11 protein-coding genes are annotated in these 15,783 nt (G+C 51.9%); 10 read left to right on the top strand and 1 reads right to left on the bottom strand.

Going from position 1 to position 15,783, the window contains the following annotated elements; genetic code table 11:
• Window positions 1–6 precede the first annotated feature (6 nt).
• Complete coding sequence (cls, locus tag WQ57_RS10890; RefSeq protein WP_046523797.1) at window positions 7–1,206, bottom strand: cardiolipin synthase; 1,200 nt, start codon at window positions 1,204–1,206, stop codon at window positions 7–9.
• 231 nt (window positions 1,207–1,437) lie between these two features.
• Here cls and WQ57_RS10885 point away from each other — a divergent pair, with 231 nt between their 5' ends.
• The 10 genes from WQ57_RS10885 (at window position 1,438) to WQ57_RS10845 (ending at window position 15,590) form a co-directional block, all read left to right on the top strand.
• A complete protein-coding gene (locus WQ57_RS10885) occupies window positions 1,438–3,549 on the top strand; it encodes a (Fe-S)-binding protein (RefSeq protein WP_046523796.1) in 2,112 nt (703 codons plus the stop codon).
• A 177-nt stretch (window positions 3,550–3,726) separates the two neighbouring features.
• Entirely contained in the window at window positions 3,727–4,914 is a 1,188-nt protein-coding gene (locus WQ57_RS10880; protein ID WP_046523795.1) for an acetyl-CoA C-acetyltransferase, read from the top strand.
• Between the two features lie 285 nt (window positions 4,915–5,199).
• Window positions 5,200–6,051, top strand: a complete 852-nt coding sequence (locus WQ57_RS10875; RefSeq protein ID WP_046523794.1) for a 3-hydroxybutyryl-CoA dehydrogenase — start codon at window positions 5,200–5,202, stop codon at window positions 6,049–6,051.
• Between the two features lie 39 nt (window positions 6,052–6,090).
• A complete protein-coding gene (locus WQ57_RS10870; RefSeq protein WP_046523793.1) occupies window positions 6,091–7,221 on the top strand; it encodes an acyl-CoA dehydrogenase in 1,131 nt (376 codons plus the stop codon).
• 357 nt (window positions 7,222–7,578) lie between these two features.
• Window positions 7,579–8,718, top strand: coding sequence for an acyl-CoA dehydrogenase (locus WQ57_RS10865; RefSeq protein ID WP_046523792.1), 1,140 nt, complete (start codon window positions 7,579–7,581; stop codon window positions 8,716–8,718).
• 56 nt (window positions 8,719–8,774) lie between these two features.
• Window positions 8,775–9,428: a TetR/AcrR family transcriptional regulator gene (locus WQ57_RS10860; RefSeq protein ID WP_046523791.1), complete on the top strand. Its 654-nt coding sequence runs from the start codon at window positions 8,775–8,777 to the stop codon at window positions 9,426–9,428.
• Window positions 9,425–12,685 (top strand): fused isobutyryl-CoA mutase/GTPase IcmF, encoded by a 3,261-nt coding sequence (icmF, locus tag WQ57_RS10855; protein WP_046523790.1) that lies wholly within the window; start codon window positions 9,425–9,427, stop codon window positions 12,683–12,685. Before WQ57_RS10860 ends, icmF begins: the two co-directional genes overlap by 4 nt.
• A gap of 115 nt (window positions 12,686–12,800) precedes the next feature.
• A complete protein-coding gene (locus WQ57_RS26995) occupies window positions 12,801–12,977 on the top strand; it encodes a hypothetical protein (protein WP_173427547.1) in 177 nt (58 codons plus the stop codon).
• A 117-nt stretch (window positions 12,978–13,094) separates the two neighbouring features.
• The gene (rpoE, locus tag WQ57_RS10850) at window positions 13,095–13,658 is read left to right on the top strand and encodes a DNA-directed RNA polymerase subunit delta (RefSeq protein ID WP_046523789.1); all 564 of its coding nucleotides are present in this window, start codon (window positions 13,095–13,097) and stop codon (window positions 13,656–13,658) included.
• 330 nt (window positions 13,659–13,988) lie between these two features.
• Window positions 13,989–15,590 (top strand): CTP synthase, encoded by a 1,602-nt coding sequence (locus tag WQ57_RS10845; protein WP_046523788.1) that lies wholly within the window; start codon window positions 13,989–13,991, stop codon window positions 15,588–15,590.
• Window positions 15,591–15,783 lie beyond the last annotated feature (193 nt).

Genomic DNA, 15,783 nt, shown 5'->3' with positions numbered 1-15,783 from the left:
TTATTTTTATAAAAAGTATGCGACGGTGCGCGCCGCACGCTCCTTCATGCTTCGGAAAGGGTTGAAGCCGTTGAGTTCGTGCTGGTTGATCGATTCCGAATCGAGAAGGTCCTGGCGCAAAATGCTGTTGACCTTCGAAATGAAGGCCTGGTCATAGATCAGGCAGTTTAACTCAAGGTTCAGGAACATGCTGCGCTGGTCAAAATTCGCCGTGCCGATATCGCAAATCTTATCGTCAATCACCATCACCTTGGCGTGGTAAAACCCTTTTTGGTACTGATGGATTTCAGCTCCATGCTTTACCATTACCCGTAAATAAGGATACGAAGCTTCTTTTACTAAAATATGGTCGGCCTTGAAGGGTACCAGGAGCTTAAGCTTTACGCCCTTCTCCATACATCTTAGCAGCTCATTGAAAATCCGGCGGCTTGGGATGAAATAGGGCGTTCCGATAAATATGGACTTTTCCGCTTTTTGAATCAGGTTGAATAAAATGTCCTCGAGCATCTGCCCTTCGGATGGGACAAACTGCTGGCGTATGCGGCCTTTTTCCAGGTCAGGAAAATAGATTTTGTTTTGCAGCAGGTTGATGCGGGAGGCCATTTTCCAGTCCAAAAGAAATTCTGTCTGCAGATCCTGGACTCCTTCTCCCGTTACTTTAAGATGGTAATCCCGCCATGGCGAAAGCTTTTTTTGGAGGTCGATGTACTCCTTGCCAACATTGAAGCCGCCGGTGTAGCCGGTCTTTCCGTCGATAATGGTGATTTTGCGGTGATTGCGCACCTGGGATGAATAAAAGAGGAAGGGCAGGCTGGGTTTGCGGCTGAAAGCAAACTCTGCGCCGCTTTCCCTGAGCTGCCTGATGGCTTTGCGGGAAAGGGTGGCCCCGACCCAGTCGACCATCAGCCGTACTTCGACGCCTTCCTTTGCTTTTGTCTGCAGGATGGACAGGAACTCCTTGCTGAAGGTGTCGTTTTTGACGATATAGAAAAGAATGTGTATGTGGTGTTTTGCCTGCCGGAGTTCATCAAAGTAGTCTGCGAACAGTTCAGGCCCATGGGTAAAAATGTCGAGGTTGCTGTTTCGAATTGGGAAGTATTTTTTATTGACCTGGTCAAGGTGAAGCTTTCTCCCGATCTTGAAATCAAGCGCCAGCAGCAGAATCAAGCCCGCGATTGCGCCTACTATCCAATAAGCAAGTTCCACAGCAGTCCCGCTCCTTTAAAGTAAATTTTCTTTAGTGTTACCGAAACAGAAGGAGATATGACTTTTTAACCAATTTTCCCTTTCATGAAAAGACAAGGGAATTTTTTGTGAAAAATCGTTGACTGAATGCTCATTCATTATATAATGGTAATATAGGTATATTCAGAAAATTTGCTTGTTTTTAAATTTTCACCGAATGACTTCAGATCTTCGCAGAAAGGGGAAAGTGGTATGAACGGTTTGTTGTGGATTAACCTCATTGCGTTCCTTCTTGTAACCGCTTACGCTGTCAGCCTGTTCGTGTATGTGGTCAAAACAAGGATAGAGTTCGTCAGGCTTGGAAAGAAGTCCGAGTTTGACTACGCAGTGAAGGAGCGCCTTGAGAGGGTCAAGGTTCAGGTGTTTGGCCAGAAGAAACTGCTGAAGGACAAGAAAAGCGGTATTATTCACGTCATGTTTTTCTATGGATTCATTCTTGTCCAGTTTGGAGCGATTGATTTTATTTGGAAGGGAATCAAGCCGGGGTCGCATTTGCCGCTTGGCCCTTTATATCCTGGGTTCACGTTCTTCCAGGAAATTGTCACCCTGATCATTCTTGTTGCCGTCGTCTGGGCTTTTCACCGCCGTTATGTGGAAAAACTTGTCCGCCTGAAGCGTGGATTTAAAAACGGACTTGTCCTGTTGTTCATCGGCGGCCTGATGCTTTCCGTCCTTGTTGGAAACGGAATGAGCATGATCTGGCATGGACATGCAGGCACCTGGACAGAGCCGGTTGCTTCCGTTATTGCCGGCGCTTTCTCCTGGCTGCCGGAAACAGGCGCAATTGTCATTTTCTATATCGCCTGGTGGATTCACCTGCTGTTCCTGCTGGCATTCCTTGTGTATGTGCCGCAGTCGAAGCACGCCCACCTGATCGCCGGCCCGGCCAATGTGTATCTGTCCCGCGTGGACTCCCCGGGGAAAATCACGAAGATCGACTTTGAGGATGAAACACAGGAAACGTTTGGGGCAGGGAAGATTACCGATTTCAGCCAGGAGCAGATGATCGACTTCTACGCTTGCGTGGAGTGCGGACGCTGTACGAATATGTGTCCGGCAACCGGCACAGGGAAGATGCTCTCGCCGATGGACCTTATCGTCAAATTACGTGACCATCTCACCTTCCATGGTGCAGCGGTCACTTCCAAGCAGCCATGGGTGCCGACGTTCGCCTTTGCGAATACAAAAGGAAACCAGATTGCGCTATCCGCATCCGGAGCGGGCGCCGAGGAAGCAGCAGCGGGGCTTGCCTACAACCCAAGCATGATCGGCGATGTGATCACCGAAGAAGAAATCTGGGCCTGTACAACCTGCCGCAACTGTGAGGACCAGTGCCCGGTCATGAACGAGCACGTGGATAAAATCATTGACCTGCGCCGCTACCTTGTCCTGACGGAAGGGAAGATGGATGCCGATGCACAGCGCGCGATGACCAATATCGAACGCCAGGGCAACCCTTGGGGCCTTAACCGCAAGGAGAAGGAAAACTGGCGCGAGCTGCGCGACGATGTCGTCGTGCCGACGGTAAAAGAAGTGAAGAAGTCCGGCGAAGAGTTTGAATACCTGTTCTGGGTTGGCGCCATGGGCTCCTTCGACAACCGCAGCCAGAAAATTGCCCTCAGCTTTGCGAAGCTTTTAAATGAAGCAGGTGTCAAATTTGCGATCCTGGGCAACAAGGAAAAGAACTCCGGCGATACGCCAAGGCGTCTAGGCAACGAGTTCCTGTTCCAGGAGCTGGCGACAAAGAACATTGAAGAGTTTGAAAAGAACGAAGTGAAGAAGATCGTCACGATCGACCCTCACGCTTACAATATCTTTAAAAACGAGTATCCAGACTTCGGCCTGGAAGCGGAAGTATACCATCACACCGAATTGCTGGCGCAGCTGGTGAAGGAAGGGCGACTGGTTCCAAAGCATGCGCTTGATGAAACGATTGCTTTCCATGATTCCTGCTACCTTGGCCGCTACAACGAGGTGTATGATGCGCCTCGTGACATCATCAAGGCGATTCCGGGCGTCAAGCTGAAGGAAATCGAGCGCAACCGCGACAACGCAATGTGCTGCGGCGCCGGCGGAGGCTTGATGTGGATGGAGGAGGAAACCGGCCACCGCATCAACGTAGCCCGTACCGAACAGGCACTGGCCGTAAATCCTTCGGTCATCTCCTCCGGCTGTCCTTACTGCCTGACGATGCTATCTGATGGAACAAAGGCGAAGGAAGTCGAAGAAACAGTGGGCACCTATGATGTGGCCGAACTTCTTGAGAAATCCGTGTTTGGTGAAAAGCAGACACTTGTTTCCTGACAACTTGGATTCAGCGGCGGTATTTTTTCGCCGCTGAATTAATAAATTTTAAAAAAGCGCTTACACAGATTTCTCCCGGAAAGGAGGGAGTCTTTGCAGGCGCGCTTTGATTCCGAGCGAGCGTTCAGTCAAGTTCCGGCTTGGCTATATAAATTTTCAAATAAGGGGCGATGAAAGATGGGGAAAACAGTTATTTTGGCAGGGGCGAGGACGCCTTTTGGGAAACTGGGCGGCAGCCTGAGCAGTTTCACAGCTTCACAGCTTGGCGGCATTGCCATCAAAGAGGCACTTAAGCGGGCTGGCGTGAAGCCAGAGGAAATCGGTGAAGTGCTGCTCGGCAATGTTCTCCAGGGAGGGCAGGGGCAGCTTCCATCCCGCCAGGCTGCAAGGCATGCAGGAATTCCCTGGGAAGTGAAAACCGAGCTGATCAACAAGGTTTGTGCCTCGGGAATTCGCAGCGTCACACTTGGGGATGTGCTGATCCGTTCCGGGGAGGAAGAAGTGATTGTCGCCGGCGGCATGGAGTCCATGAGCAATGCGCCATACATGCTGCCGAAGGCCCGCTGGGGACTAAGGATGGGCGATGGCGAAGTGAAGGATCTGATGGTTCATGACGGGTTGACCTGCTCGTTCACGGGTGTCCATATGGGCACATACGGAAACGAAACGGCCCGCGATATGGAAATCAGCCGCGAGGCGCAGGACGAGTGGGCGCTGAGAAGCCATCAAAAAGCGGTCGAAGCCATCGAAGCAGGCAGGCTTGCCGAGGAAATCGTGGCGGTGGAAGTTCCACAGCGTAAAGGTGCTCCTTTGCTTGTTGAACAGGATGAAGCTCCCCGTAAGGATACGGCAATCGAAGTGCTGGCAAAGCTTAAGCCTGTGTTCAACCATGATGGCAGCATCACCGCTGGGAATGCCCCGGGGGTCAACGATGGAGCCGCGGCCCTTGTGCTGATGAGCGAAGAACGCGCCGAGCGGGAAGGCCGTAAGCCGCAGGCCGTCATTCTTGCTCATGCGGCCTTAGCTGTCGAGGCAAAGGATTTCCCGAAGACACCGGGATTAGTGATCAATGAACTTTTAAAGAAATCAGGAAAATCGCTAGAGGAAGTCGACCTGTTTGAAATCAATGAGGCCTTCGCGGCGGTGGCATTGGCAAGTGGCCAGATTGCCGGCCTTGATCCTGAAAAGGTCAATGTCAACGGAGGGGCAGTCGCACTGGGTCATCCAATCGGCGCCAGCGGCACAAGAGTTATTTTAACGCTGATGCACGAGCTGAAACGCCGCGGAGGCGGCATCGGCATCGCGGCCATCTGCTCAGGCGGTGGCCAGGGAGATGCCGTCATGATTGAAGTGCCGAAGAGCTGAACGGCGATTGTCGCTCATAAATGAATGATGCTTGAAAATGAGAGATGAATAGAAGGCAGAACGGGCAGGTACAGCAGGAAGCTGGCCTGTCCGGTTTGCGCGAATTTTAAATTATAAGAAAGAATGTGCGACTGGAGTTAGATAACTGTCCAGCTCCAGCGCCTAGCCCCTCGAGTCGCTTCGGTCCGTCCGATGAAGTCAAAGAACGACTTCACCTGCCGGCCCTCCAGCGCTAGTCGGGGCTGACCAAGGCGCTTGCGCTTCTTAATAAGAGGAGGAATCCGGATGAAAGTAGAAAAAATCATGGTGGTCGGCGCCGGGCAAATGGGCTCGGGCATTGCCCAGGTATGTGCCCAGGCAGGCTATACAGTGACCCTGAACGACCTGAAATTGGAATTCGTTGAGCGCGGACTTGGCGTCATCAACAAAAACCTGTCACGCAATGTCGAAAAAGGCCGCCTCAGTGCCGACGAGAAAGAAGAAATCCTCTCAAGAATTACACCATCGACCAGTTTGCAGGATGCCCAGGCAGCAGACCTTGTCATCGAAGCGGCTGTGGAGAACATGGACATCAAAACCAAGGTGTTCGGCCAGTTGGATGAACTGGCCCCTGAACATGCCATCCTTGCCACCAATACATCATCGCTTCCCATTACCGAAATCGCAGCGGCCACCAACAGGCCGGAAAAAGTCATCGGCATGCATTTCATGAACCCGGTTCCGGTCATGAAGCTTGTCGAAATCATCCGCGGCCTTGCTACGGCGGATGAAGTGTACCAGGAGATTGAAGATATCACGAAAAGAATCGGCAAGGTGCCGGTCGAGGTCAACGACTTTCCGGGCTTTGTTTCAAACCGCATCTTGATGCCGATGATCAATGAAGCCATCTATACCTTGTATGAGGGAGTCGCCACAAAGGAAGCGATTGATGAAGTCATGAAGCTTGGCATGAACCATCCGATGGGGCCGCTGACGCTGGCCGATTTTATTGGGCTCGATACATGCCTTTATATCATGGAAACCCTGCATGAAGGCTTTGGCGACACCAAATACCGCCCATGCCCGCTGCTCCGCAAATATGTAAAGGCCGGCTGGCTCGGAAAGAAATCTGGACGCGGCTTCTATGTTTATGAGTGATTCGATTTTATAAAAAACTCCACCAGGGAGGAAACAGCCATGAACCTTAGATTCACAGAAGAGCAACAGATGATGCGCAAGATGGTTCGGGATTTTGCGGAAAAGGAAATTGCACCGTTTGTGGAGGAGATGGAGGATGGGAAGTTTCCCCGCGAGATTGTCAGGAAAATGGGCGAGCTTGGCTTGATGGGAATTCCCGTTCCTGAAGAATATGGCGGCTCGGAAATGGATTTCACTTCCTATATCATTGCCATCCATGAGCTGTCCAAAGTGAGTGCGACCGTCGGCGTCATCCTGTCGGTGCATACATCGGTCGGGACCAATCCGATTCTGTACTTCGGGACGGAGGAGCAAAAGCAGAAGTATGTGCCAAAGCTTGCTTCCGGCGAATATCTTGGCGCCTTCTGTTTGACCGAGCCAGGCGCCGGCTCCGATGCGGCCAGCCTGAAAACGAAAGCGGAATGGAAGGACGGCCATTATGTGCTGAATGGCTCCAAGGTGTTTATCACTAATGGCGGCGAAGCGGATACGTATATCGTTTTTGCGCGGACCAGCCCGGACGGGGGCTCAAAGGGAATCTCCGCTTTTATTGTTGAAAAGGGGACGCCGGGGCTTGTGATCGGCAAGGATGAGCATAAAATGGGTCTTCATGGCTCGCGAACGGTCCAGCTGACGTTCGAGGACATGAAAGTTCCGAAGGAAAACCTGCTGGGCGCGGAAGGCGAAGGCTTTAAAATTGCGATGGCCAACCTGGATGCCGGCCGGATCGGCATTGCCGCCCAGGCGCTGGGGATTGCCGAGGCGGCGCTCAAGGCAGCAGCAGCCTATGCGAAAGAGCGCCAGCAGTTCGGCAAGCCAATTGCCCTCCAGCAGGGAGTCGGCTTCAAGCTGGCCGATATGGCGACGGCGGTTGAAGCTTCAAAGCTTCTGGTCTATCAGGCAGCCAATCTGCGCCAGGAAGGGCTAAAATGCGGCAAGGAAGCGTCCATGGCCAAGCTGTTTGCCTCAAGGACAGCGGTGGAAACGGCGATTGAAGCCGTCCAGGTATTTGGCGGCTATGGCTACACAAAAGAGTATCCAGTCGAGCGCTACTTCCGCGACGCGAAAGTGACCGAGATTTACGAAGGAACAAGCGAGATTCAGAGGATAGTGATTAGTAAGTTTTTGTAGAGTGTTGTCGCCTGCGCCAATAGTGGATTGGCGTAAAAAAGAGTGCTAGGGAGCCTGGAAATTGCGCTAATAGGGCCGATTGACGTAAAAGAGAGTGCTAGGGAGCCTGGAAATTGCGTTAATAGGGCTGATTGGCGTAAAAAAGTGTGCTTTGTTGCCAAAGAATTGCGCTAATAGGGCCGATTGGCGCAAAAAAGAGTTGCTAGGGCCACAGGATTTGCGTCGATAAAGCCTATTAACAAAAAAAACGGTCGATGGCGGCACGGACTTCACGCTAATATCCCGACCAACTAGCAAAACAGCATTTTAATAGAAAAACAATCATAGAAACTAATCATTGAACAGGAGGAGAATACAATGAATTTCCGTTTAACCGAAGAGCATGAAATGATTCGCAAAATGGTTCGGGATTTTGCCCGGAATGAAGTGGCGCCTACGGCTGCGGAGCGGGATGAGGAGGAGCAGTTTGACCGCGGGATTTTCAACAAAATGGCGGAGCTGGGATTGACGGGGATTCCGTGGCCGGAAGAGTATGGCGGCATTGGCAGCGACTATCTGGCCTACTGCATCGCGGTCGAAGAGCTGTCCCGCGTCTGTGCGTCGACAGGGGTTACCCTTTCTGCCCATACCTCGCTTGCCGGCTGGCCCATCTACAAGTTTGGCAGCGAAGAGCAGAAGCAGAAGTACCTGAAGCCGATGGCCCTGGGAGAGAAGATGGGCGCCTACGGATTGACAGAGCCGGGCAGCGGTTCGGATGCCGGCGGAATGAAGACGACCGCTCGTGAAGACGGCGACCATTATATCCTCAATGGCTCGAAGATTTTTATCACCAATGGCGGCGAAGCGGAAATTTATGTCGTGTTCGCGCTGACCGATCCGGAAAGCAGGCAGAAAGGAACCACCGCTTTCATTATTGAAAGCGACTTCCCGGGATTTTCTGTTGGCAAGAAGGAAAAGAAACTGGGAATCCGCTCCTCGCCGACAACGGAGATCATCTTTGAAGACTGCCGCGTGCCGAAGGAAAACGTGCTTGGCAAGGTAGGCGAAGGCTTTAAAATCGCAATGATGACGCTTGATGGCGGCCGGAACGGAATCGCCGCCCAGGCAGTCGGGATTGCCCAGGGCGCCCTCGACGCAGCGGTCGACTATGCGAAGGACCGCCACCAGTTTGGCAAGCCAATCGCTGCCCAGCAGGGAGTTGGTTTTAAGCTTGCCGACATGGCGACGCAAATCGAGGCATCAAGGCTATTGACCTACCAGGCGGCATGGCTAGAGTCGGAAGGGCTGCCATATGGAAAAGAATCGGCGATGTCGAAGCTGCTCGCCGGGGATACCGCGATGAAGGTTACAACCGAAGCGGTCCAAATCTTTGGCGGTTATGGCTATACGAAGGAATACCCGGTCGAGCGCTTTATGCGAGACGCAAAAATTACGCAGATTTACGAAGGCACACAGGAAATCCAGCGCCTCGTGATTTCAAGGATGCTGACAAAATAACTAATGAAGAAGCCATCTTTCAGGCAATAAACCAGTGAACGAAAAGGGGGGAGATGATGAAAAAGCGGGAAGTGGAGGCTTCAGTCAAGGATGAACGGCTGGTGATCAAAAGGCGCGACCAGATGATCAAGGGGGCGGTGACTCTTTTTAAGCAGAAAGGGTTTCACCGCACCACCACCCGCGAAATCGCAAGAGCGGCAGGTTTCAGCATAGGGACGCTGTACGAGTATATCCGCAAGAAGGAAGATATTTTGTACCTTGTGGTCGACAGGATGTACGACCAGATCCGCGAGCGGCTGCAAAAGGACCTTGACACGAACCAGGGGACGGTCGAAGCCCTGAAGCTGAGCATCGCCTATTACTTCCGGGAAATGGCCGATATGCAGGATGAAGTCCTTGTCATGTATCAGGAGGCGAAATCGCTCGGCAAGGATGCCCTCCCATATGTGCTGAACAAGGAAATCCAGATGGTCGGCATGTTTGAGAATGTGATTGGGAACTGTGTGAAAAATGGGGAGCTGGACCTCACGGAGCAGGAAGTGAAACTGATTGCCCACAATATTTTCGTCCAGGGGCAGATGTGGGCCTTCCGCCGCTGGGCGCTGCAGAAGGCGTACAGCCTCGAAGAGTATATCGAATTGCAGCTTGACCTGCTATTTCATGGGATGAAGGAAGGAAAGGTCAAACTAGGAACAGGGGGAGAAGGATGAGGTACGAACCGACACATCATATCCGTTTTGTGACCGCATCAAGCCTGTTTGACGGCCATGATGCGAGCATCAATATCATGCGCAGGATTCTGCAGGCCAATGGCGCGGAAGTCATCCATCTTGGCCACAACCGTTCGGTGGAGGAAGTCGTCAATGCGGCGATCCAGGAGGATGTCCAGGGAATCGCGATTTCTTCCTATCAGGGCGGACATGTGGAATATTTTAAATACATGTACGACCTCCTGCAGGAAAAAGGCGCGCCTCATATTCGCATTTACGGCGGCGGGGGCGGAGTCATCATCCCGAGGGAAATAAAAGAACTGCATGAATATGGCATCTCCAGGATTTTTTCACCAGAAGACGGCCGCAAGCTTGGCCTTGAGGGCATGATCCAGGAAATGATCAAGGAATGCGACTTTGCGACCGTGAGCCCGGAGGCGGCGAGCGAGCTTGGGCAGCTGGAACGCGGCGATGTCCGTACTGTGGCGAAACTGATTACGCTGGCTGAGCAGCAGGTAAGTGCCAAAACCGATAGCGCGGGGGCCGAAACAGCGGCGACCGCTGTGATCGAAAAGGTAAAAAGCATGACGAAGACGGTCCCGGTGGTCGGCATCACCGGAACGGGCGGAGCGGGAAAAAGCTCGCTGACCGATGAACTGATCCGCCGTTTCCTGAATGAGATTCCGGAGAAAAGAGTGGCGATTCTGTCTGTCGATCCTACAAAGCAAAAAACAGGCGGCGCCCTCCTTGGCGACCGGATCCGCATGAATGCGATCTTTTCTCCGCGCGTGTATATGCGAAGCCTGGCCACCCGGAAGGCGAAATCTGAACTTTCGCTTGCGATCCAGGACGCGATTGCGGTCACGAAAGCGGCCGGGTTTGATTTGATCATCGTCGAAACGAGCGGAATCGGGCAGGGAGATGCCGGCATAACCGATGTGTGCGATGTGTCATTGTATGTGATGACAAGCGAGTTCGGGGCTCCGTCCCAGCTTGAAAAAATCGACATGATTGACTATGCCGACCTGATCGTCATCAATAAATTTGAGCGCAAAGGCTCGGAGGACGCAAGAAGGCAGGTGCAGAAGCAGTACCAGCGCAGCCATATGCTGTTTGACCGGGACCTTGGTGAAATGCCGGTTTATGGGACAATTGCCAGCCAGTTCAATGACCCCGGGACGAATGCATTGTTTGCCGCGCTAGTTGCCAAGCTAAACGAGAAGGCCGGAACAAACTGGAAAACCAGCTTTTCCACAGAAGCGGAAGTGGAAAAGCAGAATGTCATTATTCCGGCTGACCGCCGCTACTACCTGAGGGAAATCTCCGAAACCGTCAGGGGCTACCATAAGCTGGCTACAGAGCAGGCCGAGCTTGCAAGAAGCCTGTTCCAGCTTGAAGGCGCGCTTGAAGCGGTGAAGGAGCAGGGCAATGAAGAGGCGTCATCAGCGCTGGAAGCCTTAAAGTCCAGTGTGGAAGCAAAGCTGACGCCGGAGTCGAAGAAGATTCTTGAGAGCTGGGAGAGCCTGAAGGAGAAATATGCGTCTGACTCGTTCGTGACCAAAATCCGCGACAAGGAAATCGTCACGGTGCTTAGGACCACTAGCCTTTCGGGATTGTCGATTCCAAAGGTCAGCCTGCCAAGATACAAGGACTATGGTGAAATTCTGCGCTGGGTGTACCTTGAAAATGTTCCAGGATCGTTCCCGTATACGGCGGGCGTATTCCCGTTCAAGCGCGAAGGCGAAGACCCGAAACGCCAGTTTGCCGGCGAAGGCACCCCGGAGCGGACAAACCGCCGCTTCCATTACCTCTCGAAGGACGATGATGCCAAGCGCCTGAGTACGGCCTTTGATTCGGTGACGCTCTACGGGGAAGACCCGGATTACCGTCCGGACATATACGGAAAGGTCGGCGAGAGCGGCGTCAGCGTCTGTACGCTCGAGGACATGAAAAAGCTGTATGCTGGCTTTGATCTGTGCCTCCCTTCCACATCCGTCTCAATGACCATCAATGGACCGGCGCCGATCATCCTTGCGATGTTCATGAACACGGCCATCGCCCAGCAGGTGGAAAAGAAGGAAGCCGAGCTTGGCCGGAAGCTGAACGATGAGGAATACCTGCAGGTGAAATCGTGGACACTGAGCACCGTACGAGGCACGGTGCAGGCGGATATTTTAAAAGAAGACCAGGGACAGAACACATGCATCTTCTCGACCGAATTTGCGCTCCGAATGATGGGCGACATCCAGCAGTATTTTATCGACCATAAGGTGCGCAACTATTATTCGGTCTCGATTTCGGGCTACCATATCGCCGAGGCGGGGGCCAACCCAATTTCGCAGCTGGCGTTCACGCTCTCCAACGGCTTTACGTATGTGGAGTATTACTTAAGCCGCGGCATGCATATCGACGATTTCGCGCCGAACCTGAGCTTCTTCTTCTCGAACGGCCTGGATCCGGAATACACCGTCATCGGCCGTGTGGCCCGCCGCATCTGGGCGACGGTCATGAAGAACAAGTACGGCGCCAATGAACGCAGCCAGAAGCTGAAGTACCATGTCCAGACGTCAGGACGTTCACTGCATGCCCAGGAGATTGATTTTAATGATATCAGGACCACGCTTCAGGCGTTGATGGCGCTCCATGACAACTGCAACTCGCTGCACACCAATGCCTATGACGAAGCGATCACGACGCCGACGGAGGAGTCGGTGCGGCGGGCGATGGCGATCCAGATGATCATCACGAAGGAGCACGGATTGACGAAAAACGAGAATCCGCTGCAGGGTTCCTTCATTATTGAAGAACTGACCGACCTCGTTGAAGAAGCTGTGCTGCAGGAATTTGAGCGCATCAATGACCGCGGCGGGGTGCTTGGCGCGATGGAGACACAGTATCAGCGCGGCAAGATCCAGGATGAGTCGATGTACTATGAAATGAAGAAGCATACCGGCGAGCTGCCGATCATTGGGGTGAACACTTATTTGAACCCAAATCCGCCTTCGGAAGAGGAAGTCGACAATATGGAGCTGGCGCGGGCCACGAAGGAAGAAAAAGAGCTCCAGATTGCTAATCTCCGCGATTTCCAGGGCAGGAACGCTGACAAGAGCGAGGAAGCCCTGAGGAGGCTGAAGCAGGCAGCGGTCAGCGGCGGCAATGTTTTTGAAGAGCTGATGGAAACCGTCCAATACGCCAGCCTCGGCCAAATCACCAGGGCGCTTTACGAAGTGGGCGGGCAGTACCGGCGGAATATGTAAGGAAGAGCCTGCAGTACGGACTGCAGGCTTTTTTAAAAATACGGTATTTTTATCCAATATGATATAATCAAAATCATACATAATAGGTTTATGACGGAATAAATGTGGGAAGTGAATGGTTTTGAGACTGCTTTTGACCATAGCCGGGGCGGCCGCTGCACTTGGCATCATGTATTATTTGTATATCCTGCAGCTTGGTGCGATTTCCTTCTTTTTGCTGGCGCTTTTCTTCTTCATGCTGGCGGTCTCCCTGTTCAGGGGAAAAACGAGAAAAAAAGCCGGAAAGCGATAGAATAAGGTAGCATAAACAGATTGAAATTGTTTATAATGAAGAATATGTCTTTGGAAGGTTTTCCATTATTCGGATTTATGGCCCGCCTTGGGCTTGAATAGAAAGGAAGTGCACGTGTTGAGTTTAAATCAATACTCAAAGGAAGAGCTACAGGAATTGTCCTGGATCGAAGCAGCCTATCAGCTTCTTAATGAAAAGAAACAGGCTTTTTCCTTCAAAGAATTAGTCGCAGAAATCATCAGCCTGCTTGACCTTGAAGAGGGTGAAGTTACGGAACAAATGGTGCAATTTTATACTGATATAAATTTGGATGGACGCTTTTTGGGATTGGGTGACAATCGCTGGGGACTCCGGGTATGGTATCCGGTTGACCAGGCCGAGGAAGATACCATCACTCCAGTCAAGCCGCGCAAGAAAAAGGCGAAGAAAGCGGTTGAGGAGGATCTTGAAGACTTCGATGAAATCGAAGATGAAGATCTGGAATACGATGATTTCGATGATGTCGAGGAAGACGACCTTCTCGACGACGACGATGACCTCGATGACGACCTTGATGAGGACGACGAGGACTTTGAAGACGATGAACTCATCGAAGACGAGGAAGACGAGCTTGAACTTGAAGAGGATGAGCTTGAGGACGAAGAACTTGAGGAAGATGATCTGGACGAAGAAGACCGTTAAAACAGTCTTGACTTTTGAAACGCCCGAATGTAGAATCATTTTTGGGCTCCTTTTAAAAGGAACGAGATCGTTATTTATGATGAAACGCTCCCTATACGTTGTATGAGGGGCGTTTTTTTATTTTCCCAGCTTCATCGCCTAGCCCCTCGAGTCGCTTCGGTCCGTCCGATGAAGTAGTCAAAGAACGACTTCACCTGCCGGCCCTCCAGCGCTTGTCGGGGCTGAACAAGGCGCTTTCGCTTTTTTATTTCCCGCATAAAAGAAATTGTGCTAATTTGTGAAACAAAGGAAGTCAAATGGCGCAAACTGTTGTAAAAGAGGAGGAGCAACATGACAAAATATATTTTCGTGACTGGCGGAGTGGTTTCGTCACTAGGAAAAGGGATTACGGCCGCATCTCTCGGCAGATTGCTGAAAAACAGGGGCTTGAAGGTAACCATCCAAAAATTTGATCCATATATCAACGTCGACCCAGGTACGATGAGCCCTTACCAGCATGGTGAAGTGTTCGTTACCGATGATGGTGCCGAAACGGACCTTGACCTTGGCCATTATGAGCGTTTTATCGATATCAACTTGAATAAGTATTCCAATGTGACAACAGGGAAAGTGTATTCCACCGTCCTCAAAAAGGAACGCCGCGGCGATTATCTTGGCGGAACGGTTCAGGTTATCCCGCATATCACCAATGAAATCAAGGACAAGGTGTTCCGCGCCGGCAAGGAAACGGGAGCGGATGTGGTCATCACCGAAATCGGCGGTACGGTGGGGGATATTGAATCCCTTCCATTCCTTGAAGCCATCCGCCAGATCAAGAGTGACATCGGCACAAACAATGTGATGTACATACATTGTACGCTTGTTCCTTATATCCGCGCGGCCGGTGAATTGAAAACCAAGCCGACCCAGCACAGTGTAAAAGAACTCCGCAGCCTTGGAATCCAGCCAAATGCGATTGTCCTGCGTACAGAAATGCCGATTTCCCAGGATATGAAGGATAAAATTGCCTTGTTCTGCGATATCGACAAGGAAGCGGTTATTGAGTGCCCGGATGCGGACACGCTTTACTCCATTCCGCTGATGCTTCAGGACCAACACCTTGATTCGATTGTCTGCCGCCATTTGCAGCTGCAATGCGGAGATGCCGATATGGAAGAGTGGAAACTGCTTGTGGACAAGGTCCAGAACTTGTCCAAGACCACCCGCATTGCGCTTGTCGGAAAATACGTTGAGCTTCAGGATGCGTATATATCGGTGGTGGAATCCCTGCGACATGCCGGCTATGCCTTTGACAGCGAAATTGAGATTAAATGGGTGAATTCGGAAGAAGTGACTTCTGAAAATGTGGAAGAGCTGCTAAGCGATGCGAACGGAATCCTTGTTCCTGGCGGCTTTGGCGACCGCGGCATCGAAGGCAAGATCCTGGCAATCCAGTATGCGCGGGAACAGAAAGTGCCATTCTTTGGAATCTGCCTGGGCATGCAGCTTGCGTCCGTGGAATATGCCCGCAACGTGCTTGGCCTGAAAGGCGCTCATTCTGCTGAAATCATGCCGGAAACGCCTTACCCGATCATCGACCTTCTGCCAGAGCAAAAGGACATCGAAGATCTTGGCGGCACATTGCGCCTGGGTCTGTACCCGTGCAAACTGGCTCCTGAAACAAAGTCAGCGGATGCCTACGGCGACACAGTGGTTTACGAACGCCACCGCCACCGCTACGAGTTCAATAATGAATACCGCCAGCAGATGGAAGACGCCGGTTTTGTGTTCTCCGGAACAAGCCCGAACGGCCGTCTGGTCGAAATCGTCGAAGTGAAAGACCATCCATGGTTCGTGGCCTGCCAGTTCCATCCGGAATTCATCTCAAGGCCAACCCGTCCGCAGCCATTGTTCCGCGACTTTGTCGAAGCATCAATGAAGATGGGAGAATAATAATTGTACAAAGCGCCCCGGCCGGGTTTGGCCGGGGTGGTTTTTTTATAGGGGTGTACGTGGACTGACTTATTCCCTGTAGGGGGAATAAATTAACTTTTTAGGAGGGGGATATTCCCCGTAGAGGGAATAAACCCTTGCTTACGGGGAATAAATCGTCCGTTAGGGGGAATATCCTGGGGCCAAGCGCAAT

The sequence above is a fragment of the Mesobacillus campisalis genome (genome assembly GCF_000986785.1).
GTDB lineage: Bacteria > Bacillota > Bacilli > Bacillales > Cytobacillaceae > Mesobacillus_B > Mesobacillus_B campisalis.
This window is presented reverse-complemented; position numbering and strand designations above follow the sequence as displayed.